This window comes from Methylobacterium sp. HJ2, from assembly GCF_056431005.1.
Map to the genome: position 1 here is coordinate 107,995 of NZ_JBWJYM010000002.1, position 24,985 is coordinate 132,979.

General features: G+C 72.2%; 20 protein-coding genes. 13 read left to right on the top strand and 7 right to left on the bottom strand.

Features of this window, described 5'->3' with window-relative positions; translation table 11 throughout:
- Window positions 1-100: 100 nt before the first annotated feature.
- Both ACS5RC_RS05120 and ACS5RC_RS05125 read right to left on the bottom strand, forming a co-directional pair.
- Window positions 101-574 (bottom strand): DUF4112 domain-containing protein, encoded by a 474-nt coding sequence (locus tag ACS5RC_RS05120; RefSeq protein WP_478342754.1) that lies wholly within the window; start codon window positions 572-574, stop codon window positions 101-103.
- Between the two features lie 102 nt (window positions 575-676).
- Window positions 677-1,828 (bottom strand): aminotransferase, encoded by a 1,152-nt coding sequence (locus ACS5RC_RS05125; RefSeq protein WP_478342755.1) that lies wholly within the window; start codon window positions 1,826-1,828, stop codon window positions 677-679.
- Window positions 1,829-2,153: 325 nt separating this feature from the next.
- Between ACS5RC_RS05125 and ACS5RC_RS05130 the strand changes: the two genes are divergently transcribed.
- The 10 genes from ACS5RC_RS05130 (at window position 2,154) to zwf (ending at window position 17,337) form a co-directional block, all read left to right on the top strand.
- Window positions 2,154-2,324 (top strand): hypothetical protein, encoded by a 171-nt coding sequence (locus ACS5RC_RS05130; RefSeq protein ID WP_478342756.1) that lies wholly within the window; start codon window positions 2,154-2,156, stop codon window positions 2,322-2,324.
- A 142-nt stretch (window positions 2,325-2,466) separates the two neighbouring features.
- Entirely contained in the window at window positions 2,467-3,849 is a 1,383-nt protein-coding gene (locus ACS5RC_RS05135; RefSeq protein WP_478342757.1) for an MdtA/MuxA family multidrug efflux RND transporter periplasmic adaptor subunit, read from the top strand.
- 118 nt (window positions 3,850-3,967) lie between these two features.
- Entirely contained in the window at window positions 3,968-7,093 is a 3,126-nt protein-coding gene (locus ACS5RC_RS05140) for an MdtB/MuxB family multidrug efflux RND transporter permease subunit (protein WP_478342758.1), read from the top strand.
- A gap of 22 nt (window positions 7,094-7,115) precedes the next feature.
- Window positions 7,116-10,439, top strand: coding sequence for an efflux RND transporter permease subunit (locus ACS5RC_RS05145; RefSeq protein WP_478342759.1), 3,324 nt, complete (start codon window positions 7,116-7,118; stop codon window positions 10,437-10,439).
- Window positions 10,439-11,965 carry an efflux transporter outer membrane subunit gene (locus ACS5RC_RS05150; RefSeq protein WP_478342760.1) on the top strand — a complete coding sequence of 509 codons (1,527 nt, stop codon included), beginning with the start codon at window positions 10,439-10,441 and terminating at the stop codon, window positions 11,963-11,965. The genes ACS5RC_RS05145 and ACS5RC_RS05150 overlap by 1 nt, the downstream gene beginning before the upstream one ends.
- Before the next feature lie 157 nt (window positions 11,966-12,122).
- Window positions 12,123-13,490: an MFS transporter gene (locus tag ACS5RC_RS05155; RefSeq protein WP_478342761.1), complete on the top strand. Its 1,368-nt coding sequence runs from the start codon at window positions 12,123-12,125 to the stop codon at window positions 13,488-13,490.
- Window positions 13,491-13,560: 70 nt separating this feature from the next.
- On the top strand, window positions 13,561-14,088 hold the full coding sequence (uraH, locus tag ACS5RC_RS05160) for a hydroxyisourate hydrolase (protein WP_478342762.1): 528 nt from the start codon (window positions 13,561-13,563) through the stop codon (window positions 14,086-14,088).
- Between the two features lie 57 nt (window positions 14,089-14,145).
- Entirely contained in the window at window positions 14,146-14,499 is a 354-nt protein-coding gene (gene uraH, locus ACS5RC_RS05165) for a hydroxyisourate hydrolase (RefSeq protein WP_478342763.1), read from the top strand.
- Window positions 14,500-14,504: 5 nt separating this feature from the next.
- The gene (gene uraD, locus ACS5RC_RS05170; RefSeq protein WP_478342764.1) at window positions 14,505-15,020 is read left to right on the top strand and encodes a 2-oxo-4-hydroxy-4-carboxy-5-ureidoimidazoline decarboxylase; all 516 of its coding nucleotides are present in this window, start codon (window positions 14,505-14,507) and stop codon (window positions 15,018-15,020) included.
- A gap of 745 nt (window positions 15,021-15,765) precedes the next feature.
- Window positions 15,766-17,337, top strand: coding sequence for a glucose-6-phosphate dehydrogenase (gene zwf / locus ACS5RC_RS05175; RefSeq protein WP_478342765.1), 1,572 nt, complete (start codon window positions 15,766-15,768; stop codon window positions 17,335-17,337).
- Window positions 17,338-17,432: 95 nt separating this feature from the next.
- On the opposite strand, the gene ACS5RC_RS05180 is transcribed toward zwf, so the two are convergent.
- Window positions 17,433-18,191 (bottom strand): restriction endonuclease, encoded by a 759-nt coding sequence (locus tag ACS5RC_RS05180; protein WP_478342766.1) that lies wholly within the window; start codon window positions 18,189-18,191, stop codon window positions 17,433-17,435.
- Window positions 18,192-18,473: 282 nt separating this feature from the next.
- Window positions 18,474-18,920 (bottom strand): Ros/MucR family transcriptional regulator, encoded by a 447-nt coding sequence (locus ACS5RC_RS05185; protein ID WP_478342767.1) that lies wholly within the window; start codon window positions 18,918-18,920, stop codon window positions 18,474-18,476.
- Between the two features lie 269 nt (window positions 18,921-19,189).
- On the opposite strand from ACS5RC_RS05185, the gene ACS5RC_RS05190 reads away from it, so the two are divergent.
- Window positions 19,190-21,883: a bifunctional acetate--CoA ligase family protein/GNAT family N-acetyltransferase gene (locus ACS5RC_RS05190; RefSeq protein ID WP_478342768.1), complete on the top strand. Its 2,694-nt coding sequence runs from the start codon at window positions 19,190-19,192 to the stop codon at window positions 21,881-21,883.
- Between the two features lie 30 nt (window positions 21,884-21,913).
- On the opposite strand, the gene ACS5RC_RS05195 is transcribed toward ACS5RC_RS05190, so the two are convergent.
- From ACS5RC_RS05195 to ACS5RC_RS05205, 3 genes are all read right to left on the bottom strand, one after another.
- Window positions 21,914-22,762, bottom strand: coding sequence for a glycosyltransferase family 2 protein (locus tag ACS5RC_RS05195; protein WP_478342769.1), 849 nt, complete (start codon window positions 22,760-22,762; stop codon window positions 21,914-21,916).
- Between the two features lie 9 nt (window positions 22,763-22,771).
- On the bottom strand, window positions 22,772-23,503 hold the full coding sequence (locus tag ACS5RC_RS05200) for a PIG-L deacetylase family protein (protein WP_478342770.1): 732 nt from the start codon (window positions 23,501-23,503) through the stop codon (window positions 22,772-22,774).
- Between the two features lie 83 nt (window positions 23,504-23,586).
- Window positions 23,587-23,859, bottom strand: a complete 273-nt coding sequence (locus ACS5RC_RS05205) for a helix-turn-helix domain-containing protein (RefSeq protein ID WP_478343417.1) — start codon at window positions 23,857-23,859, stop codon at window positions 23,587-23,589.
- 331 nt (window positions 23,860-24,190) lie between these two features.
- Here ACS5RC_RS05205 and ACS5RC_RS05210 point away from each other — a divergent pair, with 331 nt between their 5' ends.
- Window positions 24,191-24,703: an META domain-containing protein gene (locus ACS5RC_RS05210; protein ID WP_478342771.1), complete on the top strand. Its 513-nt coding sequence runs from the start codon at window positions 24,191-24,193 to the stop codon at window positions 24,701-24,703.
- A gap of 95 nt (window positions 24,704-24,798) precedes the next feature.
- Window positions 24,799-24,966, top strand: a complete 168-nt coding sequence (locus tag ACS5RC_RS05215; RefSeq protein ID WP_478342772.1) for a hypothetical protein — start codon at window positions 24,799-24,801, stop codon at window positions 24,964-24,966.
- Window positions 24,967-24,985: the final 19 nt, after the last annotated feature.

Genomic DNA, 24,985 nt, shown 5'->3' on the forward strand with positions numbered 1-24,985 from the left:
GGCGCCCGGCATCGGCGCGGCGAGCGCCTCCGCCTCGGGCGGACGGGTGGAGGGGGGGCCGATACGCTCGTTCACCGGCACAGCCCCTCCCCTGCGGGGCTCAGCCGTCGATGTGGACGGCCGTGCCCTCGATCTCGCCCGGCCGCAGCTTGCCGCTGCGCTCCATCCAGCGGCGCAGCAGCCGCACGTTGCGGCGGTTGGCCTTGAAGGCCGCGTCGAACAGATCGCCCGCCAGCGGCACCACGCCGACCGCACCGTCGAAGGCCACGTTCAGCGCCATCCGGGCGACGAGCCAGCGCGGCGCCCCGAGGCGCTTGGCCTCGTAGACGATGTAGGACGAGATCACCACGCCGGCGATGTCGCCCACCACCGGCACGAGGCCGATCACCGCCTCGAGCCCCACCCGCCGGTTGATGCCGGGGATCAGGAAGGCGGTGTCGAGCAGGTGCGCCAAGGCTTCCAGCCGGGCGAGGCTGGCCTCGGGCCCGGCATCGGCGAGGCCGGGCATCGGCCGCGCGAAGCGGGAGGTCGCCCCCTGGGTGAACCGGGGAGCGGCGCCGTGCGGGAAATCCATCGGGGGGATCCGGGAAGCGGTCATGAGCCGGGATGTGGCCCCGGCCCCGCGCCCCCGCAAGGCACGCCCCCGCAAGGGCCGCCCCTTCCCGGACAGCCGCGCTCACGCCGCGCTCCGGAGCGCGCCGGCCATCCGGCCGAGGGCGGCGTCCAGGGTGGCGTCGGCCTTGGCGAAGCACAGCCGCACGAGGCTGCGCAGCTCGCCCTCCGGGTAGAAGGCGCTCACCGGGATCGCCGCGACGCCGTGGCGGCGCACGAGGTCGTCGCAGAAGGCGACATCGTCGGAGATCGGCAGGCCGGCGATGTCGATGTTGAGGAACCAGGTCGCCTGCGCGGGCAGCACCCGATAGCCGAGGCGGGTCAGCCCGCCGGCGAGGCGGTCGCGCGCGCGGGCATAGCCGGCCCGCATGTCCGTGAAGTAGGCGTCGTCCTTGGCGAGCCCGTAGGCCACCGCCTCCTGGAGATTCGGCGGCGTGGTGAAGGTGAGGAATTGATGGGCCTTGGCGAGCACCCGCATCAGCCGGGCCTCCGCCATCACGAAGCCGACCTTCCAGCCGGTGAGGGAGAAGATCTTGCCGGCCGAGCCGATCTTCACCGTGCGCTCGCGCATGCCGGGCAAGCTCATGAGGGGGATGTGGGCCTCCCCGAACACCACGTGCTCCCAGACCTCGTCGCAGATCGCCACCGCGTCGAAGCGGCGGCAGAACCCGGCGAGCAGCGCGAGGTCGTCGCGGCCGAACAGGGTGGCGCTCGGGTTCAGCGGGTTGTTGAGGAGCACCGCGCGGGTGCGGGGGCCGAAGGCGGCGGCGAGATCCGCCTCGTCCAGGCGGAAGGCGGGCGGGCGAAGCGTCACGATCCGGGGCACGCCGCCGGCCCGGCGGACGATGGGCAGGTAGGCGTCGTAGAGCGGCGCGAACAGCACCACCTCGTCGCCCGGGTCGAGAAGCGCCAGCAGCGCGCCGGCGAGCGCCTCGGTCGCCCCCGAGGTCACCATCACCTCGGTCGCGGGATCGAGGGTGAGCCCCTGGTGCCGGGCGTAATGGGCCGCGATCGCCTCACGCAGGACGGGGAGCCCCATCATCGGCGGGTACTGGTTGTAGCCCTCGGTGAGCGCCCGCGCGCCGCAGGCCCGGATGTCGGCCGGACCGGGATCGTCGGGAAAGCCCTGACCGAGATTGATCGCGCCGTTCGCGCGGGCCAGCGCCGACATGGTCTCGAACACCGTCGTGGGCAGGTCGGCGAAGACGGGGTTCATGCAGGGTGCCGGCTCTGGCCAGAAGAAGGGGTCGGGCGCCCATATCACGGGCCGCGCGTGCCTGTGAAACACCCGCCTATCCGGCGTGCCGCGTGCGTCAGCGCACGGACCCGCACCGAGCCGCGGCAAACGGCGCTCCGTGGCGACTGACGATTCTTGACATTCATCAGTCGTGGGATAACTCTCCCGACACACGGCCGGCGCGATGCCCGGCGGGGCGGGACTTTGCCCCCTCGTCCAGCCTCGTCGAGGCATCGCATCGGTCGTGGAGAGGGCCGCCAATTCGTTGGCGGCCCTTTTCGCGTTCCGACCCCGGACGGATCCGATGCGTCTCTGCCTCGCCCTCGCGCTCGCCGTCGCGGCCCTCGGGACGTCTGTGCGGCTCGCCCTCCCTGTGACACCGGCGGACGCGGCCTTTCGCGCGGTCGTGCGTTACTACGGCGCGGCGCCCCCGGGCGTGCAGCGCGGCAACACGCCCGAAACGTCGACGCCCTAGTGAGACCGCATTGGCCCGCCAGTTTCCGGGCCTCGGCGGGACCCGCTTCCGGCCCGGACGGGGCCGTGACGAAGCGGTGCGAACGCTGGAAATCGGGCCTCGCACCGGTCGCGGGCCGCACGGAAAGATGTTCTGATCAGGCATGAACGAGAGTTCACCGATCCGCACCGAGACGGCGCGCGCGTTCCGCCCGGAACCCGCGCCGGTCCCGGCCGAGACCCGCCGCCGCTTCCGGCCGCTGCGCTGGATGCTGCTCGTCCTGGCGCTGCTCGCCGCGGGCGCGCTGGCGCATCGCTGGTACGACGCCAAGCACGCATCGGGCGGTGAGACCGCGGCCCAGCAGGCGGGCAAGAGCGGGCGCGGCGGGCGCCGGGGCGGCGGCGACACGCCCCAGGCCGTCGGCATCGCCGCGGTCGAGACCGGCGACATCCCGGTGATCCTGCAGGGCCTCGGCACGGTGACGCCGCTCGCCACCGTCACCATGCGCTCGCAGATCAGCGGCTACCTCACCGAGATCGGCTTCCGCGAGGGCCAGACCGTCAAGAAGGGCGACTACCTCGCCCAGATCGACGCGCGCCCCTACGAGGCCCTGCTCGCCCAGTACCAGGGCCAGCTCGCCCGCGACCAGGCCCTGCTCCAGAACTCGCGCCTCGACCTGCAGCGCTACCAGACCCTCAACAGGCAGGATTCAATCTCGAAGCAGAACGTCGACACCCAGGCCGCGCTGGTGAAGCAGAACGAGGGCACGGTCGCGGCCGATCAGGCGCTCGTGGACCAGCAGCGGCTCAACATCGCCTATTGCCGGATCGTCTCGCCGGTCGAGGGCCGCGTCGGCCTGCGGCAGGTCGATCAGGGCAACTACGTCACGGCCGCGAGCACCGCGATCGTCGTGGTCACGCAGCTCCACCCGATCTCGGTGGTCTTCACCCTGCCGGAGGACGACGTCGCCCGGGTGATGCGGCAGGTGCGCGCCGGGGCCAAGCTGGTGGTGCGCGCCTACGACCGCGGCGACGCCCACGAGATCGCCGCCGGCACCCTCGACACGGTGGACAACCAGATCGACGTGACCACCGGCACGGTGAAGCTGCGCGCCCTGTTCGAGAACGCCGACGAGGCCTTGTTCCCCAACCAGTTCGTCAACGCCAAGCTCACGGTCGACACGGTGCGGGGCGCCCCCCTCGTGCCCAATGCGGGCATCCTGCAGGGCACGCCCGGGACCTACGTCTACCTGCTCGACGGCGAGGAGAAGGTCACGGTCCGGCCGATCAAGACCGGCGAGACCGACGGCACCCGCACGGTAGTGCTCGACGGCCTCAAGGCCGGCGACCGCGTCGTCACCGACGGCACCGACCGGCTGCGCGACGGCGCGCCGGTGCGGATCACCAGCGGCGGCACGGCCCGGCCCGATGCCGGGCCCGGCGCGCCGGACAAGGCGGCCGAGGCCGGCGCGCCCGCCGCGACCACCGCAGCCGCCGAGGGCGACCACAAGCAGGAGCGCCGAGGCCGTCGGCGGCAGGCGCAGTGAGCGGGCGGCACGCGAGCGCGAGGCCCCCCTCCCCCCTCCGCGGGAGGCGGGCGACGCGCGGGCTCCCGCGGCGGACAGCCGCGCCGACCCGCGTCGCGGGGCGGTCTGAGGTTCGGCCGTGAACCCGTCCCGCCTCTTCATCCTGCGCCCGGTCGCGACCACGCTCCTGATGCTGGCGATCCTGATCGTCGGCGGGGTGTCCTACCTGAACCTGCCGGTCTCGGCCCTGCCCTCCGTCGACTACCCGACGATCCAGGTGCAGACCTTCTACCCGGGCGCGAGCCCCGAGGTGATGACCTCGGCCGTCACCGCGCCCCTGGAGCGGCAGTTCGGCCAGCTCGCCAACCTCAACCAGATGACCTCGCAATCCTCGGCGGGCGCCTCGGTCATCACGCTGCAATTCAGCCTCGACCTCTCCCTCGACATCGCCGAGCAGCAGGTCCAGGCGGCGATCAACGCGGCCGGGAACCTGCTGCCCTCGGACCTGCCCGCGCCGCCGGTCTACGCCAAGGTGAACCCCGCCGACGCGCCGGTGCTGACGCTGGCGCTCACCTCCAAGACCCTGCCGCTGACGCAGGTGCGCGACCTCGCCGAGACCCGGCTCGCCCAGAAGATCAGCCAAGTGGCGGGCGTCGGCCTCGTCAGCATCTCGGGCGGCCAGCGCCCGGCGGTGCGGGTGCGCTTCAACGCCCGTGCACTCGCGGCCTACGGCCTCAACATCGACGATCTGCGCACCACCATCACCAACCTCAACGTCAACACGCCGAAGGGCACCATCGACGGCCCGAAGCAATCCTACGCCATCAACGCCAACGACCAGATCCGCGACCCGGCCGCCTACAACGACGCGATCATCGCCTATCGCAGCGGCTCGCCGGTGCGGCTCTCGGACGTGGCCGACGTGGTCAACGCGCCCGAGAACACCAAGCTCGGCGCCTGGGCCGACGAGACGCCCGCCGTCATCCTGAACATCCAGCGCCAGCCCGGCGCCAACGTCATCGCCACCGTCGACAAGATCAAGGCGCTGCTGCCCACTCTCCAGGCGTCGATGCCGGCCGCCGTCGCGGTGGCTCCGCTCACCGACCGCACCACCACGATCCGGGCCTCGGTGGAGGACGTGCAGTTCGAGCTCGGCCTCGCCATCGCCCTCGTGGTGCTGGTGATCTTCCTGTTCCTGCGCAGCCTGTCCGCCACCCTGATCCCAAGCCTGTCGGTGCCGCTCTCGCTGATCGGCGCGCTCTCGGTGATGGATCTCTACGGCTTCTCCCTCGACAACCTCTCGCTGATGGCGCTCACCATCGCCACCGGCTTCGTGGTGGACGACGCCATCGTGGTGATCGAGAACATCGCCCGCCACGTCGAGGACGGCGATTCGCCGCTGGAGGCCGCCCTGAAGGGCAGCCGCGAGATCGGCTTCACCATCATCTCGCTCACCGTCTCGCTGATCGCGGTGCTGATCCCGCTGCTGTTCATGGGCGACGTGGTGGGGCGCCTGTTCCACGAATTCGCGATCACGCTGGCCGCCACCATCGTGATCTCGGCCGTGGTCTCGCTGACGCTGGTGCCGATGCTGTGCGCGCGCCTGTTGAAGCACGTGCCGGAATCCCAGGCCCGGCGGCGCGAGGGCGTCATCGCCCGGCTCGGGCGGCGCGCCACCGAGGGCACCATCGCGGCCTACGGCCGGGCGCTGCGGGTGGTGCTCGACCACCAGGGCCTGACGCTCCTCGTCGCGCTCGGCACCGTGGCGCTCACCGCCTACCTGTTCGTGGTGATCCCCAAGGGCTTCTTCCCGGTGCAGGACACCGGGGTAATCCAGGGCATCACCCAGGCCGACCAGACCGTCTCCTACGCGGCGATGGCCGAGCGCCAGCAGCGCATCGCCGGGATCATCCTCAAGGACCCGGACGTGGCGAGCCTGACCTCGTTCATCGGCGTCGACGGTGCCAACGTCACGCTGAATTCCGGCCGGCTCCTGATCAACCTGAAGCCCCGCGACGAGCGCAGCGCCAGCGCCAGCGAGATCATCCGGCGGATCGGCCGGGCCGCCGCCGATGCGCCGGGCATCCGCCTCTACATGCAGCCGGTGCAGGATCTGACCATCGACACGGCGGTCTCGGCGACGCAGTACCAGGTGATCCTGGAGACGCCGAACCTCGAGGATTTCGAGGCCTGGGTGCCGCGCTTCACCGACGCGCTGGCGCGCTCGCCGGTCGTCGCCGACGTGGCGAGCGACCACCAGGGCCAGGGCCTGGCCGCCTACATCACCATCGACCGGCCGACCGCGGGCCGCTACGGCATCACCCCGGCCACCATCGACAACGCCCTCTACGACGCCTTCGGCCAGCGCATCATCTCGACGATCTTCACCCAGTCGAACCAGTACCGGGTGATCCTTGAGGCCGATCCCGACCTGCACAGGACGCTGGAGAGCCTGGAGGGAATCTACCTGCCCTCCTCCACGGCGACGAACGGGCAGGTGCCGCTCTCGGCGGTGGCCCGGGTCTCGGAGCGGCGGGCGCCCCTGCTGATCTCGCATCTCGGCCAGTTCCCGGCCACCACCGTGTCGTTCAACCTCGCGCCGGGCGCCGCGCTCGGCCAGGCGATCGAGGCGATCGAGGGCGCGCGGACCGGGATCGGGCTGCCCGATTCCTTCCGGGTGGTGCCGCAGGGCTCGGTCTTCGCCTTCCAGGCGGCGCTCGGCAACGAGCTGTTCCTGGTGCTCGCCGCCATCGTCACCGTCTACATCGTGCTGGGCGTCCTCTACGAGAGCTTCATCCACCCGATCACGATCCTCTCCACCCTGCCGTCGGCGGGCATCGGCGCGCTGCTCGGCCTGATGCTGTTCGGGCTCTCCCTCGACATCATCGCGATCATCGGCATCGTGCTGCTCATCGGCATCGTGAAGAAGAACGCGATCATGATGATCGACTTCGCGCTCCAGGCCGAGCGCGAGGACGGGCTCGACCCGCGCGAGGCGATCTACCAGGCCTGCCTACTGCGCTTCCGCCCGATCCTGATGACGACGCTGGCCGCGCTCTTCGCGGCGGTGCCCCTGATCGCGGGCACGGGCGTCGGTTCGGAGCTGCGCCAGCCGCTCGGCATCTGCATCGCCGGCGGGCTCATCGTCAGCCAGGTGCTGACGCTGTTCACCACCCCGGTGATCTACCTCGCCTTCGACCGCCTGGAGCGCCGCGTCACCGGCCGCCGCGGGCCGGACTTGGCGGGCGGCGAGGCGCTGCCGTGAGCGGGCCGCGCGGGGCCCGCCCGTGAACATCTCCGAGCCCTTCATCCGCCGCCCGGTCGCGACGACCCTGCTGACTATCGGCGTGCTGCTCGCCGGGATCTTCGCCTTCCTGAAGCTGCCGGTGGCGCCGCTGCCGCAGGTCGACTTCCCCGTCATCCTCGTCCAGGCGCAGATGGCCGGCGCCAGCCCCGACACCATGGCGGCGACGGTGGCCGCGCCGCTGGAGCGTCGGCTCGGGGTGATCGCCGACGTCAACGAGATGAGCTCCACGAGCTCTCTCGGCACGGTGCGGATCGTCCTGCTGTTCGGCCTCAACCGCGACATCGACGGCGCCGCCCGCGATGTGCAGGCGGCGATCAACGCCGCGCGCGCCGACCTGCCGGCCTCGCTGCGCACCAATCCGACCTACCGCAAGTTCAACCCGGCCGAGACGCCGATCATCATCCTGGGACTGACCTCGGACACCCTGACGCCGGGCCAGCTCTACGATTCGGCCGCTACGGTCGTGCAGCAGAAGCTCTCGCAGCTGCCCGGCGTCGGCAACGTCGACATCGGCGGCTCGTCGCTGCCGGCGGTGCGGGTCGAGCTCGATCCGACCGCGCTGTTCAACTACGGCATCGGCCTCGAGGGCATCCGCGCGGCCCTGGCCTCGGCCAACGCCAACTCGCCGAAGGGGGATATCGAGGCCGGGGGCCGGCGCTACCAGCTCTACGCCAACGACCAGGGCCGCAAGGCCGAGGATTACCGCGACATCGTGGTGGCCTACCGCAACGGCGCCGGGGTGCGGCTCACCGATGTGGGCCAGGTGGTCGACGGCGTCGAGGACCGGCGCAACCTCGGCCTCGTCAACGGCAAGCAGGGCGTGATCCTGTTCGTCTACAAGCAGCCGGGCTCGAACGTCGTCGAGACCATCAACGGCGTGAAGGAGGCCCTGCCGCAGATCACCGCGGCCTTGCCCGGCGGCATCACCGTCAAGCTCACGGGCGACCGCAGCGCCACGATCCGGGCCTCGCTGAAGGCCACCGAGGAGACGCTGCTGATCGCCGTCGCCCTGGTGATCCTCGTGGTCTTCGCCTTCCTGCGCTCGGGCCGCGCCACGCTGATCCCGGCGGTCGCCGTGCCGATCTCGATCGTCGGCACCTTCTCGGTGATGTACCTCCTGGGCTACTCGCTCAACATCCTGTCGCTGATGGCCCTGATCATCGGCACCGGCTTCGTGGTGGACGATGCCATCGTGGTGCTGGAGAACATCCAGCGCCACATCGAGTTCGGCAAGCCCAGGCTGGAGGCGGCGCTGCTCGGCGCCCGGGAGGTCGGCTTCACGGTGATCTCGATGAGCTTCTCGCTCATCGCGGTGTTCCTGCCGATCCTGCTGATGGGGGGCCTCGTCGGGCGCATCTTCCAGGAATTCGCCGTGACCCTGTCGCTGGCGATCCTGATCTCGCTGGTGCTCTCGCTCACCACCACGCCGATGATGTGCGCGCGCCTGCTCCGGCGCGAGGCGTCGCACGGGCAGGCGCGCCCCAACTGGCTGCTGCGCGGGCTGGAGGGCGGGTTCGACGCGCTGCTGCGGGCCTACGCGCGCAGCCTCGAGGTCGCTCTGCGCCACCCGCGCCTCGTGCTGCTCTCCCTGCTCGCGACCGTGGTGCTCAACGTCTACCTCTACGTGATCGTGCCGAAGGGCTTCTTCCCCGAGCAGGATACCGGGCAGATGATGGGCGGCGTCCAGGCCGACCAGCGCATCTCGTTCCAGTCCATGGACAAGAAGCTGCGCGAGGCCACCGCCATCGTGCAGGCCGACCCCGCGGTGGACAGCGTGGTGGGCTTCACGGGCGGGCGCGGCACCAACTCGGCCAACGTCTTCGTCGGCCTGAAGCCCCGCTCGGAGCGCGACCCGATCGGCGTGGTCACGGCCCGGCTGCGGCCGAAGCTGTCGCGGGTGGCGGGCGCGCGGCTCTACGTCTTCCCGCGCCAGGACCTGCAGATGGGCGGGCGCCAGAGCTTCGCGCAGTACCAGTACAGCCTCCAGGGCGACACCGCGGAGGAGCTCTACGCCGCCGCCCCGAAGCTGCTCGCCGCGCTGCAGAAGGATCCGACCTTCTCCGACGTCACCTCCGACCAGCAGGAGGGCGGGCTGGAGAGCCGGCTGGTGATCGACCGGGCCACCGCCTTCCGGTACGGCATCACCCCGGACAAGATCGACAACACCCTCTACGACGCCTTCGGCCAGCGCCAGGTCTCGACGATCTACAACCCGCTCAACCAGTACCACGTCGTGATGGAGATCGCGCCGCGCTACCTGGAGAGCCCGGAGACGCTGCGGCAGATCTACGTCTCGACCTCGGGCGGCAAGGCGCGGGGCTCGGCCACCACCAACGCGGTGGCGGGCACGGTGGCGGCCAACGGCACCACCAACACCAACGCCAGCACCACGAGCACCAACGGCGCCACCACCGACACCGCCTCGGCCATCGCCTCGGATTCGGCCCGCAACGCCGCCGCCAACGCCATCGCGGCCTCGAAGGGCGGCGCCTCCTCGAGCGCGCCGGTCTCCTCCGCCAAGGAGACGATGGTGCCGCTCTCCGCCTTCGCGCGGCTCGAGAGCGGCAACGCGCCGGTCCAGGTGAGCCACACGGGCCTGTTCGTCTCGACCACGATCTCGTTCAACCTCGCGCCCGGCAAGAGCCTGTCGGACGCGACCGCGGCGATCGACCGGGCGATGACGGACCTGCGCCTGCCGGCCACCATCCACGGCGACTACGCGGGCGCGGCCAAGAACTACGTCTCCTCCGCCTCGCGCCAGCCGCTGCTGATCCTGGCCGCGATCCTCGCCGTCTACGCGGTGCTCGGCATCCTCTACGAGAGCTTCGTCCACCCGCTGACGATCCTCTCGACCCTGCCCTCGGCCGGGATCGGCGCGGTGCTGGCCCTGCTCGCGACCGGTACCGATTTCTCGATCATCGCGCTGATCGCGGTGTTCCTGCTCATCGGCATCGTGAAGAAGAACGCCATCATGATGGTGGATTTCGCCCTCGACGCGGAGCGCACCCGCGGGCTCGATCCCCGGGAATCGATCACCGAGGCCTGCCACTTGCGCTTCCGACCGATCATGATGACAACGCTGGCCGCGCTCCTCGGGGCGGCGCCGCTGATCGTGGGCGGCGGCGAGGGCGCCGAACTGCGCCAGCCCCTCGGCATCGCCATCGTCGGCGGCCTGATCGTGAGCCAGATCCTGACCCTCTACACCACCCCCGTCGTCTACCTCTCCCTCGACCGCCTGCGGCACCGGGTCCTCGACCGGCGCCGCCGCCGCGGCGGGCCCGCCGCGCTGCAAGCGGGGGAGTGATGCGGCTGTCCAGCCTCGTGCGAGCCCTGCCGAGCGGCGGGGCGAGACTCGGCGCGCTCGGCCTGACGGCCCTGGCGCTCGGCGGCTGCGTCGTCGGCCCCGATTACGCGCGGCCCTCCGTCGAGACGCCGCTGGCGTTCAAGCAGGGCGGCGCCCGCGAGGACAGCGCCGCCGAGGTCGTGCGGCGCAAGAACTGGCGCCCGGCCCAGCCGAACGACGGGGCCGAGCGCGGCGACTGGTGGCGGGTCTTCAACGATCGGGCGCTCGACCGCCTGATCCGCCTCGTCGACGTCGACAGCCAGACCCTGCGCCAGTCGGTGGCGACCTACCGGCAGGCCCGCGCCCTGGTCGAGCAGGCCCAGGCCGCGCTCTACCCCACGGTGATCGGGGCGCCGAGCATCACCCGCCAGCGGGTCGCCGGCAGCGAGCGCACCAGCGTCGCGCTGCTCGGCCAAGCGAGCTGGGAGCTCGACCTGTTCGGCGGCGTGCGGCGCAACATCGAGGCGGAGACCGCGCTGGCGCAATCGGACGCCGCGCAGATCGGCCTCACCCGCCTCGCGCTCCAGGCCGAGGTCGCCACCAACTACTTCTCGCTGCGCTACGCCGATTCGCTGCAGCGCCTGCTCAACGAGAACGTCGAGAACTTCAAGCGCACGGTGCAGATCACCGAGAACCAGTACAATGCCGGCGTCGCCGCGCGCTCGGACGTGATCACCGCCCAGACGCAGCTCCAGACCACCCAGGCCTCGGCCATCGCGGTGGCCCTGCAGCGGGCGACCTTCGAGCACGCCATCGCGCTGCTGGTCGGGCGCCCGCCCTCGGAGCTGTCGCTGCCGGTGGCCCTCCTGGCCCAGCGCCCGCCGGCGGTGCCGGTCGGCGTACCCTCGTCCCTGCTGGAGCGGCGCCCCGACGTCGCCGGCGCCGAGCGCGCGGTGCAGGCCCAGAGCGAGCAGATCGGCGTCGCGGTCGCGGCCTTCTATCCGAGCGTGACGCTCTCGGCCTCTGGCGGGATCTCGGGGCTGACCAGCAACGGCCTCCTCTCGGCGGCCAATCAGGTCTGGACCGTCTCGGCGGCCGGGACCGAGGTGCTGTTCGACGGCGGCGCCCGCTCGGCCGCCCTGCAGGCGACCCGGGCGGCCTACGACGCCGCGGTGGCCAATTACCGCCAGACCGTGCTGACCGCCTTCGGCGAGGTCGAGAACGGGCTCGCGGGTGTGCGCATCCTGGCCCGCCAGCAGGTCGCCCAGGAGCAGGCGGTGGCCTCGGCGCGGCGCGCCGTCGAGATCACCCTCAACGAGTACCGCGCCGGCACGCAGAACTTCACCACCGTGGTCACCGCCCAGAACCTCGCCCTGACGAACGAGGTCGCCGCCCTTCAGATCCGCCTGAGCCGTTTCACCACCGCGGTCTCGCTGATCCGCGCCCTCGGCGGCGGCTGGGACGCCCGCTCCCTGCCGAGCGACGCCGAGTTGAAGGGCCCGCGCCTGCCGATCGACCTGAGCCCGGCCGTCCGGGTGGACGAGTAGGCCGGACGGGGTCCCGGCGCGGGCCGCGCCCGCCCGACCGGACGGGACGAAGGCGCCGCCGGAAAGACCGGCCGCAGTCACGGCTGGTCCGTATATTGCAAAGCTGCGCCGCGCGTTGCATCGATACTGCGGATACGACCCGCTGCAGGGGCGACCAATGGCCATCCCGTCCGCTACAGCCTCCGATGCACCGTCCTTCAGCCCGCCCACGGCCCTGAACGACACCTACCGGCGCATCACCTGGCGGCTGCTGCCCTTCCTGATGATGCTCTGGATCCTGTCCTGGATCGATCGGGTCAACATCGGCTTCGCCAAGCTCCAGATGCTCGCCGATCTCAAGTTCAGCGAGACCGTCTACGGCATCGGGGCGGGGATTTTCTTCATCGGCTACTTCATCTGCGAGGTGCCGAGCAACCTGCTGCTGGAATACGTCGGCGCCCGCAAGACCATCGCGCGGATCACCTTCCTGTGGGGCATCTGCTGCGTGGCGATGATGTTCGTCACCACGCCGGCCTTCTTCTACGTGCTGCGTTTCTTCCTCGGGGTGTTCGAGGCCGGGTTCTATCCCGGGGTGATCCTGTTCCTGACCTACTGGTACCCGAGCGAGCGGCGGGCGAAGGTCTTCGGGCTGTTCATGTCGGCCTCGGCGATCGCGGGGGTGATCGGCGGGCCGCTGGCCGGCGGGATCCTGAACGGCATGAACGGGGTGAACGGCTGGGCCGGCTGGCAATGGGTGTTCCTGCTCGAGGGGATCCCGTCGATCCTCGCGGGCATCGTCACCCTGTTCTACCTCACCGACCGCCCGGCGAAGGCCGGCTGGCTGACGCCCGAGCAGCGCGCCCTCGTCGAGGCCGATCTCGCCCGCGACGCCGCGGCTCTGGGCCCCCGCGAGCATCGCGTGCTCGCCTCGCTCAAGGACGTCCGCGTCTGGCACTGCATCGCGATCTTCTTCTGCATCGTCACGGCGAACTCGGCGCTCACCTTCTTCGGGCCGAGCGTGGTGCGGGAGGCCGGGTATTCCGATCCCCTCACCGTCGGCTGGATCATGTCGGCGGCCTACCTGTGCGGGGGGGCGGGCATGATCCTGAACGGGCGCCACTCCGACCGGACCGGCGAGGCGCGGCTGCATTGCGGCGTGCCGGCGGCGATCGGGGCGCTCGCCATCGCCGCGGTGGGCCTCCTCGTCCCCGCGAACCCGGTTGCGGCCATGCTGGCGCTGGCCGTCGCCATCGTCGGCACCATGAGCGCGATCCCGGTGTTCTGGCAGATCCCCGGGCGGTTCCTGGCCGGCTCGGCCGCGGCCGCGGGCATCGCGCTGATCAACTCGGTGGCCAACCTCGCGGGGTTCGGGGCCCCGGCCGCGATGGGGTACCTGCGCGAGCGGACCGGCTCCGTCTCGGCCGGCCTCTGGCTGGTCTCCGCCGTCGAGCTCGCGGCGATCGTCCTGATCCTCGCCTTCGTCCCGCCCGCCACGGCCGCGTCGGAGCGCCGGGCGGCCGCCCGCGCCGCCCACGAGCCGGCCTGATCCCCCGCGGCGCGGCCGGCCTCGCCCGAGACCGCGCGCCGAACCCCGCGATTGCCACAGGAGAAGACCCTTGGACGATCCATCAGAGCGCACCCTCACCCGCCGACGGCTCGTCGAGGCCGGCCTCGTCGGGCTGGGGCTCGGAGGCGCCGCGCTGGCCGCGGCCGGCCCCGCGACGGCGCAGGGCGCTCCCGCATCGCCGCCCGGGGCGCTGACGACGGGGCCGACGACGCAGGCCGGCCTCGGGCCGCGCCTCACCATGCACGCCATCGACAATTTCCACGGCACGCCCGGCGCCGGCATGGTCTGCGACCTCTCCGTGCTGGACGGGGACGCCTACCGGCCGCTGAAGACGATCACCACCGGGGCCAACGGCCGCTCGCCCGAACCGCTGCTGATCGACGACGGCCTGAAGGTCGGGCGCTACGAGCTGCTCATGCATTTCGAGGCCTATTTCGCGCGGATCGGCGTGACGCTTCCGAGCCCGAACTTCCTCAGCCTCGTGCCGATCCGCTTCCAGATCCGCGACGCCGGCCAGCGCTACCACCTGCCGATCCTGTTCACGCCCTGGGGCTACGCGTATTACCGCGGCAGCTGACGCGCCCGCCCCTAGTCCCAGACCGAAGGCCCACCCCGCAAGGATCCGAGAGACCCGATGGCCGGCATCACCACACACGTGCTCGACTCCGACCGCGGGCGGCCCGCGCCCGGCGTGCGCATCGATTTCTCGGTTCTCGAGGAGGGCCGCTGGCGCCTCGTGAAGAGCGTCGTCACCAACGTCGACGGGCGCACCGACACGCCGATCCTGCCGGCGGCTGAGGCGAAGACCGGGCAGTATCAGCTCGAATTCTTCATCGACGCCTATCTGAAGGGGCGTCCCGGCGCGAACGAGGCGGACATCTTCGTGGACAACCCGGTGGTCCGGTTCGCCGTCTTCGATGCCAAGCAGCACTATCACGTCCCGATGCTGTGCGCCCCGGGCAATTGCGCGACCTACCGCGGGAGCTGATCGCCGTGTCCGACCTCGCCGCCCTCAACCGGCTCGACCGGGACGCCTTCGTCGCCCGCCTCGGCGGCGTGTTCGAGCATGCGCCCTGGGTGGCCGAGGCGGCTTTTCCCGCCCGGCCCTTCGCGAGCGTGGCGGCCCTGCACGAAGCGATGATGGGCGCGGTGCGCACGGCGCCCGAGGACCGGCGCCTCGCCTTCCTGAACGGACACCCGGAGCTTGCCGGCCCCGAGGCACGGGCGCGGGCCATGACGGTCGATTCGGCCGAGGAGCAGGGCGGCGCCGGCCTCGACCGCCTCTCGGAGGCGGACGCCACCGCCTTCGACAGGCTGAACGCCGCCTATCGCGCGCGCTTCGGCTTCCCGTTCATCGTCGCCGTGCGCGGCCGCGGCCTCGGCGAGATCCGCGCGCTGTTCGAGGCGCGCCTGACTCGGGACCGGGCGGAGGAGGAGGCCACGGCCCTCGACGAGATCGCCGCGATCACGCGGATGCGGCTCGACCGTCTCGTGACCGAGGGCGGCTGACCGCGAATCGGGACCTGCCGTTTCGCGGCAATCCGAACCACCCACAGCCATCCTAAGACATTATTCTTGACAATTAGGAACAAACTGGGTACATGGCTGTCCACGCGCTGTCCCGTCGGCGCGGCGGGTCTCCCATCCGCCGCGCCGGCGCGCCGGGAGCCTGGACCGGATGACCGCCGGGGCGGGTGCGAGGACAGCGCGGCGGTTCCCGCGTCGCCGGCCGGTCAGCCGGCGCCCCGGGCGCCTCTGCGCGACGCCGAGCCGCGCTCGGCCTGGAAGCCCCGGATCAACACGGGCGCGGGGCCGATAGTGCGGAGCCCAGGTCGTAGGAACCGATGCCGGGTCCAATACGGGGCCCGGTGCACGACGCGTCAAGTCTGCCGAGGATGAGGCTACGATCGCCGGACAACGGCGATACCAGGCCGTCCGAGATCGGGGTCGATGCAGGCGGGTAGAGAAGAAGCCGCGACGCCAAGACGGACCGGACCGGGCGGGATGCCCCTCCGGCCCGCGGGGCGCCGGGGGATCGGTTCACGCGCGACACACGGATTTCGGGTTCCCCGGCGTCCCGCGTCTCCCTCCAGCCACGCCTCCGGCGCAGCCCCGCGCGCGGAGACGATGATGCGTGCGCGTCCGTGATCGGACCCGACGGCCCGAATGGGCCCGTCGCCGCCGGAACGTCGGCCGCACCCCTCGGTTATCGTGGCAGTTCGCTGCGCTGCAGCGCGAGACCGGAAGTCCGACCATGCCCGACCCCCGCCCAGAGGCCCCTTCCGAGACCGCATCCCAGGCCGCCGGCAAGGCAGCCGGCAAGGCAGCCGGGACCGCCTCCGGCACGGCGCCGGCCCCGCCCTGCACCCTGGTGATCTTCGGGGCGGCCGGCGACCTCACCAAGCGCCTGCTGATGCCCTCGCTCTACAATCTCGCGGGCGGCGGCCTCCTCGATCCGAATTTCACGATCCTGGGCGTCGATCACAACCCCAACACCGACGAGGGCCTGCGCCAAGCCCTCACCGAATCGATGGAGACCTTCGCCAAGGACCCGGATTCGGAGTTCCACGCCGACCACATCGATCCCGCGCATTGGGGCTTCGTGCGCGAGCGCATCCACTTCATGCAGGGTGACTTCGAGGACCCGAAGACCTTCCAGGCCCTGACCGGCCGGGTCTCGGGCAACGTGGTGTTCTACCTCGCGGTGGCGGCCCGCTTCTTCGGGACCCTCGTGGAGGGTCTCGGGCAGGCCGGGCTGCTGAAGCAGGCGGAGGGCAGCTTCCGCCGGGTGGTGATCGAGAAGCCCTTCGGCTCGGACCTCGAATCGGCGAAGGCGCTGAACGCCCGCATCCTGAAGCAGGCGGACGAGAGCCAGTTCTACCGGATCGACCATTTCCTCGGGAAGGAGACGGTGCAGTCGATCATGGCGATGCGCTTCGCCAACGGCCTGCTGGAGCCGGTGTGGCGGCGCGAGTACATCGACAGCGTGCAGATCACCGCGGCCGAGACGGTGGGCGTCGAGGAGCGCGGCGGCTTCTACGAGCCGACCGGGGCCCTGCGCGACATGGTGCCCAACCACCTGTTCCAGCTTCTCTGCATGGTCGCGATGGAGCCGCCGAACTCCTTCGCGGCTGAGGCGGTGCGCACCGAGAAGGCCAAGCTCGCCGAGGCCGTGCGGCCGATCCCGCCGGAGGACGCGGTGCGCGGGCAGTACACGGCCGGCGCCCTCGACGGCCATCCGGTGGCCGGCTACCGCGACGAGCCGCACGTCGCCAAGGATTCCACCACCGAGACCTACGTCGCCCTGAAGCTCGAGATCGAGAACTGGCGCTGGGCCGGGGTGCCGTTCTACCTGCGCACGGGCAAGCGCATGACCGGGCGGCGCACCGAGATCGCGATCCTGTTCCGGCCCGCCCCCTTCCGGCTCTTCGCCGACAGCGGCGACGAGGGGCTGAAGCCCACCGTGATGCGGCTCACCATCGATCCCGACCACGGCGCCGAGACCGAGCTCAACGTGAAGGTGCCGGGACCGCAGATGCGGCTCGGCCGCGTCACCACGCGCTTCCGCTACGCCGACTTCTTCGCCGCGACGCCGAATGTCGGCTACGAGACGCTGCTGTACGATTGCATGACCGGCGACGCGACCCTGTTCCAGCGGGCCGACAACATCGAGGCCGGCTGGGCCGCGGTCGAGCCGCTGCTGAAGGCGTGGCCCGGGGCGCCGGTGGCGTTCTACCCCGCCGGCAGCCCGGGGCCGACGGAGGCCGACGCCCTGCTCGCCCGCGATGGGCGGCACTGGCTCGGCCTCGACGGGCACACGGATTGAGGGCAGCGTATCGCGCGGCGCCGCGCCCGACCTTCGGTCGGACCCGGGCCGCCCGGCGCACGATCGCAACCCCGCAGGCGCGGGACCGGCCGGCCTCAGGCCTCGGCGCGGCGGGCGAGGTCGAGGCCGTCGAGGTCGTCGTGGTGCAGGAGCAGCACCCCGGTCGCGACCGCGAGCTTGCGGGCGGCCGGGGTGAAGCCCGCGTTCGAGACCACCGCGGCGCGGTCGCCCTCCCAGTAGCGACAGGCGGCCGCCGCCTCCTGCACCGCCGCGTTGCCGACGGGCCTCGTGTAGCGCTTGCACTGGACGACGAGGCGGGTTCGGCCCCGGACCGCCACGATGTCGGCGCCCTGGTCGCCGCTGGTCGGCGTCGGGTGCGCGCGCCAGCCCGCCGCCTGGAGGCGCGCGAGGCAGAAGCGCTCGTAGCCGATGCCGTCGTCGGGCGCGGCGTCGTCCTCGGGCAGGTCGACCGCCTCCGCCACCGCCGCCACGATGGCGAGCGCCTCCTCGCGGCGGGTCTCCAGATAATCGGGAAAGCGCGCCTCGAGCTGGGGCGCCACGGTGCGGTCGAGGAAATAGGCGCATTCGCGCAGCCAGCCGTCGCGGATGGCGTTGCCGTAGGCGTCGACGAAGCTCTCCTGCCGGCGCCGCAGCGCCAAGGTCCCCGCATGCCGCCGCGCGATCCGGCGCACCCGCGCCCGGAAGCGCCGCGGCCGGCCGAGATGACGCATCACCACGAGGCAGAGCCCGGCACCCGTGGCGGCGAAAGCGGGCGGTCCGTAGACGAAGCCGAGGGCGCAGCCGACGGTGCTCGTCCAGAACAGGCGTGCGACAAGGCTGGGCTGGCCGGGCATGCGCCGTGCTCGCGTGGATCGGGCCACCGGACGCGGCCGGCGGACCATCCGGCCATCGCACCGGAGGCTTGCCCGATCTCTAACGCCCCGGCCTGGCCGGAGCCGGGCCGGGCCGGGGCCGGGAGGCCTATCGCCTTGCGGATGCGCGGGTTTTGCGAGGTCGGGCGGGACCGGGCCCGGGCCGCGATGCGCCCGGTCGGCGACGCGGAAAGCTGTGGATCACACGCGGGACGGCCCGCCGGAGACGCGGCGGCCGCGCAGGGGACCTGCCGCCCGGCGCGTCTAGGCCTCGGCGGCGCCGGACTTCGGCGCGCGCGCCCTGCGGCGGAGATGGCCGAGGCCCATCGTCTTGGCGAGTTCGGAGCGGGCGGCCGCGTAGCTCGGGGCGACCATCGGGTAATCGGCCGCCAGGTTCCAGCGCGTCCGATATTCCTCCGGCGAGAGGTTGTAGCGCGTGCGCAGGTGCCGCTTGAGCGACTTGAACTTCTTCCCGTCCTCGAGGCAGATCAGGTAATCCGTCCCGACCGAGCGGCGGACCGGCACGGCCGGCACGGGCGCCTCCGACGGCGTCCCGCTCCCGGCGCCGGCAAGCTGACTCAGAGTTGCGTGGACGGCGTGGATCAGCCCGGCCAGCTCGGGAAGCGGGATGGCGTTGTTGCTGACGAAGGCCGAGACGATATCTGTCGTCCGTCCGACGAGGTCGTGATCTTCGCCAGTCTCGACGTTCATCCCCAGCCCCTCCCCACTCGTCAAGACCTCGGTCGGCATCGGTCCGGGGCCTACGCTCCCCCGAGGGACGCGGACTTAAGGTTTACGGTGCGCTGTCCGTATGGTGTCCGGTCGATTAAAGCAACCGGCAATGCCTTGTCCTTGCCGGGGCTCGCGGTAACTGTCGGGGCCGGCGCCCGCCGCCGTCGGCCCGCGTCGAGCGGCGGGCAGCGGGGCGCCCGGCGGGCGGTGCGGGTCGAAGCCCGGCCGCCGGACGGGGAGCGTCAGGCTTGAGCACGTACCGGTTCGAGGCCCTGCTGAATCCGCGCTCGGTCGCGGTGGTGGGCGCGGGCGAGCGCGAGGGCTCGCTCGGCCGTGCGGTGATCGAGAACCTGCGCCGGGCCGGGTTCCCGGGCCCGGTCCTCCCGGTCAATCCTCACCATGCGGAGGTCGCGGGCTTCCCGTGCGTCGGGCAGGTCTCGGACCTCGCCGCCGCGCCGGACCTCGTCGTCGTCGCGGCGCCGCCCGAGACGGTCCCCGGCATCGTCGAGGATGCGGGCCGGACCGGCGCCGGGGCTGCGGCGATCCTCACTGCCCGGCTCGGCACCGGCCCCGAGGATCCCGGGCCGCGCGCCTGCGCCATCGCCCGCCGCTGCGGCCTGCGCCTGCTCGGTCCCGACAGCGCGGGCCTCGTGGTGCCGGGCCGCGGCCTCAACGCGAGCCTGTTCGCCCATACTCCGCCCGCCGGCGATCTCGCCCTGATCTCGTCCTCGGGGACGGTCGCGGCGGCGATCGTCGAATGGGCGAGCCGCCACGGCGTCGGCTTCTCGGCGGTGCTCTCCCTCGGCAGCGCCTGCGACGTGGACATCGCCGACGGCCTCGACCACTTCGCGAGCGACTATCACACCCGGGCCATCCTGCTCTGCCTCGACCGGATCGCGGATGCGCGCCGCTTCATGTCGGCGGCCCGCGCCGCCGCCCGCGCCAAGCCGGTCGTGGTCCTGCGCACCGGCCGGCACGCCCCGGAGCAGCACGCCCCCGTCACCCACACGGGGGCCCTGGCGCGGCCCGACGCGGTCTACGCCGCCGCCTTCCGCCGGGCGGGCCTCCTGGCGGTGCAGGATCTCGACGCGATGTTCTCCGCCGTCGAGATGCTGGGCCGGCAGCGCCCCTTCCCGGGCCGGCGCCTCGCGATCCTGACCAACGGGCGCGGCATCGGCCAGCTCGCCGCCGACCGGCTGGCCGACCGCGGCGGGGAGCTCGCCGCCGTGACGCCGGCCGCCGGCTACGACGGGGAGAACCCGGTCGATCTCGGCATCGACGCGGGCGGCCCGGCCTTCGCCGCGGCCCTCGCGCCCCTGCTCGCCGACCGTCAGAACGACGCGGTGCTGGCGATCCACGTGCCGACCGCGCGCTCGGCCGCCGTCCCGGTCGCCGCCGCCGTCGCCGAGACCGTGCGCACGGTCCGCGCCGGCACCACGCGCCGCAAGCCCGTCTTCGCGGTGTCGCTCGGCGAGGAGCCCGAGGCGGGCGAGATCCTGGCCGGCGCGGGGATCCCCCGCTTCGCGACGGATTCCGAGGCGATCGAGGGCTTCCTGCACCTCGTGCGCTACCGCGAGGCGCAGGACGACCTGATGCGCACGCCCGATTCCCTGCCGCAGGATTTCAGCGTCGACGTGCAGGCCGCGCGCGGCATCGTCGCCCGCGCGCTGAAGCAGGGCGCGACCTGGCTCGACCCGATCGCCGTGATGGAGCTGCTGGAGGCCTACGACATCGCCTCGGTGCCGGTGACGCTCGCGCCCGACATCGACGCTGCGGCGGCCGCGGCCTGGCCGGTGATCGCGGGCGGCGGCGCGGTCGCCCTCAAGGTCGTCTCGCCCGACGTGGTGCACAAATCGGACATCGGCGGCGTCCATCTCGACCTGACGAGCGAGGACGACGTCCGGGCGGCGGCCCGGCAGATCCTCGCCCGTGCCCGCCGCGACCGGCCGGACGCGCGCATCACCGGCTTCGCGGTGCAGCCGATGGTGCGCAAGGGACGGCGGCGCGAGCTGATCGCGGGGCTGGCCGAGGATCCGACCTTCGGGCCCGTGGTGGTGTTCGGACGCGGCGGCACCGCCGTCGAGGTGATCGACGACCGGGCGCTCGGCCTGCCGCCCCTCGACCTCGCGCTCGCCAGCGACCTGATCGGCCGCACCCGGGTGGCGCGCCGCCTTGCCGCCTATCGCGACGTGCCGGCGGCCGATACGGGGGCGGTCGCCCTCACCCTGGTCAAGCTCGCCCAGCTCGCCGCCGACCTGCCGCAGGTGCGCGAGCTGGACATCAATCCCCTGCTCGCCGACGAGACCGGCGTGGTCGCCCTCGACGCGCGGGTGCGCCTCGGCCGCGGCTACCCGCAGGGACGGCAGGGGGGGCGGCTCGGCCGCGGCCATCCGCGCTTCGCGATCCGGCCCTACCCGACCGCCTGGATCCGGGCGATGAGCCTGAAGGGCCGCACCATCCACGTCCGCCCGGTCCGGCCGGAGGACGAGCCGCTGTTCCGCGCCTTCTTCGCCACCATCGATCCGGAGGACGTGCGGCTGCGCTTCTTCGCGCCGGTGCGCGAGTTCAGCCACGCCTTCCTGGCCCGGCTGACACAGCTCGACTACGCCCGCGCCATCGCCTTCGTGGCCCTCGACGACGCCCTGGAGGAGTCGCGCCGGATGCTCGGCGCCGTCCGGCTGCACGCCGACGCCAACGGCGAGAGCGGCGAATTCGCGATCCTGATCCGCTCGGACGCCCGCGGGACCGGCCTCGCCTACGCCCTGATGCGCCTGATGATCGACTGGGCCCGCTCGGAAGGGATCAGCCGCGTCGAGGGCTCGGTGCTCGCCGAGAACCGGCCGATGCTCGCCGTCTGCCGCCGCCTGGGCTTCACACAGAGTGTGGATCCGGAGGATGCCGGGCTGGTGAAGGTCCGGCTCGTCCTCGCGGGCGGGGCCTGAGCGATGGGCGGCCGGACGGCTGCGCCGCTCTCAGAAGGGGTTGCCGGCCGGCAGGCGGGCCGCCTCGATCTCCGACGCGGTCGGCTGCCTCAGCACGACGAGGCCGTTCGTCCGGTCGGGCTCCACCAGACCGAGGCGGGCGAAGGCGTCGAGCCAGCCATCCATCGGCCAGAACCCGTGACGGGCCCGGAACCGCGCGGCGTTGCGAGCGATGTCGGCGAAGTGCTGGAGCGGTGGATCGAAGGCCGGATGATACTGGTGCCAGGCGCGCGGACCGGCCGCGAACAGCACCGGTACGCCGAGGGCCGCCGCGCGGAAGGCGAGGTCCGTGTCCTCGGCGCCGTACCCGTCGAAGCTCTCGTCGAAGCCGCCGAGGCGGTCGTAGGTCTCCGCGCGCACCGCGAAGGCCAGCGACCAGAACAGGCCGGGCTGGGGCGCCTCCGCCACGCCGGCCTCCGGGAAGACCCGGACCGGGTGGAGCCGCCCCGCCGCGTCGAGGGCGCTCGGTTCCCAGCCGTCCGTGACGGCCCCCTCCGGCAGGTAGGAGACCGCGCAGCAGACCAAGCCGTCCTGGTGGGCGAGGATTCCGCCGAGGCCGGCGACGAGGTCGGCGGACGGGATGCAATCCACGTCGAGGAAGACCAGGGACGGGCTTGCGGCGGCGCGGCGACCGGCGTTGCGGGCCGCGGCCAGGGGCAGGCCGGCCTGATCGAGGACGATGCGCCGGATCGGGAAGCCGTGGTCGGGCAGGGGCGCGGTGTCGCCGCCCATCTCGACGACGATGCATTCCGCGGGCGCGGGTCCGCGCGCCAGGCCTTCGAGCAGGCGCTCGAGATGGGCCCGGCGCCCCTTGTTCAGGGTGATGACGCTGATGCTCATGGGGCGCGGTCAGGCCGAGACGAAGCGCTCGAAGGGGCCGCAGAGCCGCGCGATCATCGCGGGCTCCAGCCGGAACCCCGTGGGATCGTCGGCGATCAGATCGGTGGTCTGCGAGGCGTGGGCAGCGACGGCTCGCTCCTTGAGAGCGCGATGCGCCGAGACGTCGAGGCGGGCCCCCTGGGGTGCCCGGCCGACCTCGGTCTCGGGCGGCAGCGTCCAGCCCCAGACCGGATATTCGTAGACGCGGATCCCAGCGAGCCTCGGCTTGGCGAGCGCGACGATGGCCGCGCAGGCCTTGTGATCGCAGTGCGGATCGTAGCGCCAGGTCACGCAGACGGCGCTGGCCGCACAGGCGCGCGCGGCGTCGGCCACCGCCTCGGCCGCCGCCTCGGCCTCCGGGCCCTCGCTCGGCACGTGGGCATCGGGCAGGCGGAGGAAGGATACGGCGTCCGGCGCGAGGCCCAGGACGGCGACGGCCGCGCGGGTCTCATCCTCGCGCAGCGCCCGGAGCCGCTCGGGCGGATAACTCGCCGAATGGGTATGCGAGCCGCAGCCGTCGCTCACCACGATCAGCCGAACCCTGCGCCCCAGCCGGCAGGCCTCGGCGATCAGGCCGCCGCAGCCGAGGCTCTCGTCGTCCGGATGGGGCGCGACCACGACGAGCCCCCCCTCCCCCACGAGACCCGGGAGATCGGCGACGGGCAACCTGTCGGCCGCAGCGAGGAATTCGTCAGCACGCATCGTGCCGCCTCACTGCCAGACCGCGGGCCCGGAGGCCAGCGCGATCCTCGGCCCGACGGACGCGCCGGGCGCGCGGCCCTGCCCTACCGGTCGTTCTCCGTGGTGAGGTCGCCGAGCCGGGTGCCCTCGCCCTGGCTCGTGCCGTCGAGGCGCACGCCGGGGGAGGGCGAATCGGTGAACACGGCGCCCGCCCCCATGAGAGCGCTGCGCAAGGCCTCGATCTGCCCCGAGGGCGGATCGCCGTGCCCAGCCTCGAAATCGAGCACCATGCGCGGGTCGAGACCGACCTTGGCCGCAAGATCGGCCTCCGACCAGCCGAGCAGACCGCGCGCCGCCCGCGACTGGGCGGGGCTCATCGGGATCTGGACGCCGCCGCTCTGCGGGCCCTCGTCGGATCCTGCCAAGGTCATCCTCCTGTTCCGGCGGGTGAGACCCCGCGATGCGGGACAACGGGACAGCCGCCGGAACGTTTCCGCGGTACCCGTACGGAGGATTGTCCACACCCGGGCCGCGCAAAAGCTCGCGCGACCATAATTGTGCTGAATTCCTGTTCGATGCCACACCGCGCACGTCCCGGATCGCGATCCGGTCGACGGATCCGGATCCTGGACGGCGTGCGGCGGTCGCGCCTCGCGACGACCGCGAGGGCGAATCAAGTGCCGCCGATGTGCGGGAGGGGCGTGAACGATGAGAGCGATCCAGATCGCCGCGCTGGCGTGCGCGGTCGTTGCCGCGGATTTGGCCACGGCGATTGAGGCGGTGGCGCAGAGCCCGGGCATATCCGGTTTCGGACGCGGGAGCCGTCGCCCCGGCGGGGAGGAAGAGAAGAAGCCCCAGTACATCCCGTCCGACAAGCAGACGGAGAAAGTCTTCCCGCTCGACTCCACCTGGACGGCTGTCAGCATCAACGGCAAGCCCTTCGGTGGCGGAGACCGGCCGAGCTTCATCATCGACAAGCAGTACCGCGCGCGCGGCTACGGCGGCTGCAACACCTTCGCGGCGACCGCCTTCCCGCTCCGCGAGCAGCATCTCGCGGTCGGCCCGCTCGCGCTGACCAAGAAGCCCTGCGACAAGGGTATCGCTGCCACCGAGCAGGCCTTCTTCGTGGCGCTCCGCACGGCCGCGCAATGGGATCTGGTCGGCTCGCAGCTCGTGCTGAAGAGCCCGAACGGCGAGTTGCGCTTCGACCGCGCGCTTTAAGGGTGCGTTGACCAAACGGGCATGACGGCGCGGCCGATTCAGGCGCCCTTCAATCCTATCGGCCACGGTCGCCGGAAGGTCGGCACGAGGCGGGCATGACGGGCAGGATCGGATCTGGGATGGGTGCGGTGCGGCGCGCGGGTGTCCGGGAGGAATCCCGCTACGCCGCGCCGCGCAGCCTGCACGGCGGCGCCGCCTGGATCGCGGCCGGAACCTCGCTGGCGGCGACGCTGGCCCTGCTGATGCTGCGGTTCGGCGGCTGACGGGTCCGCCGCGGCGCAG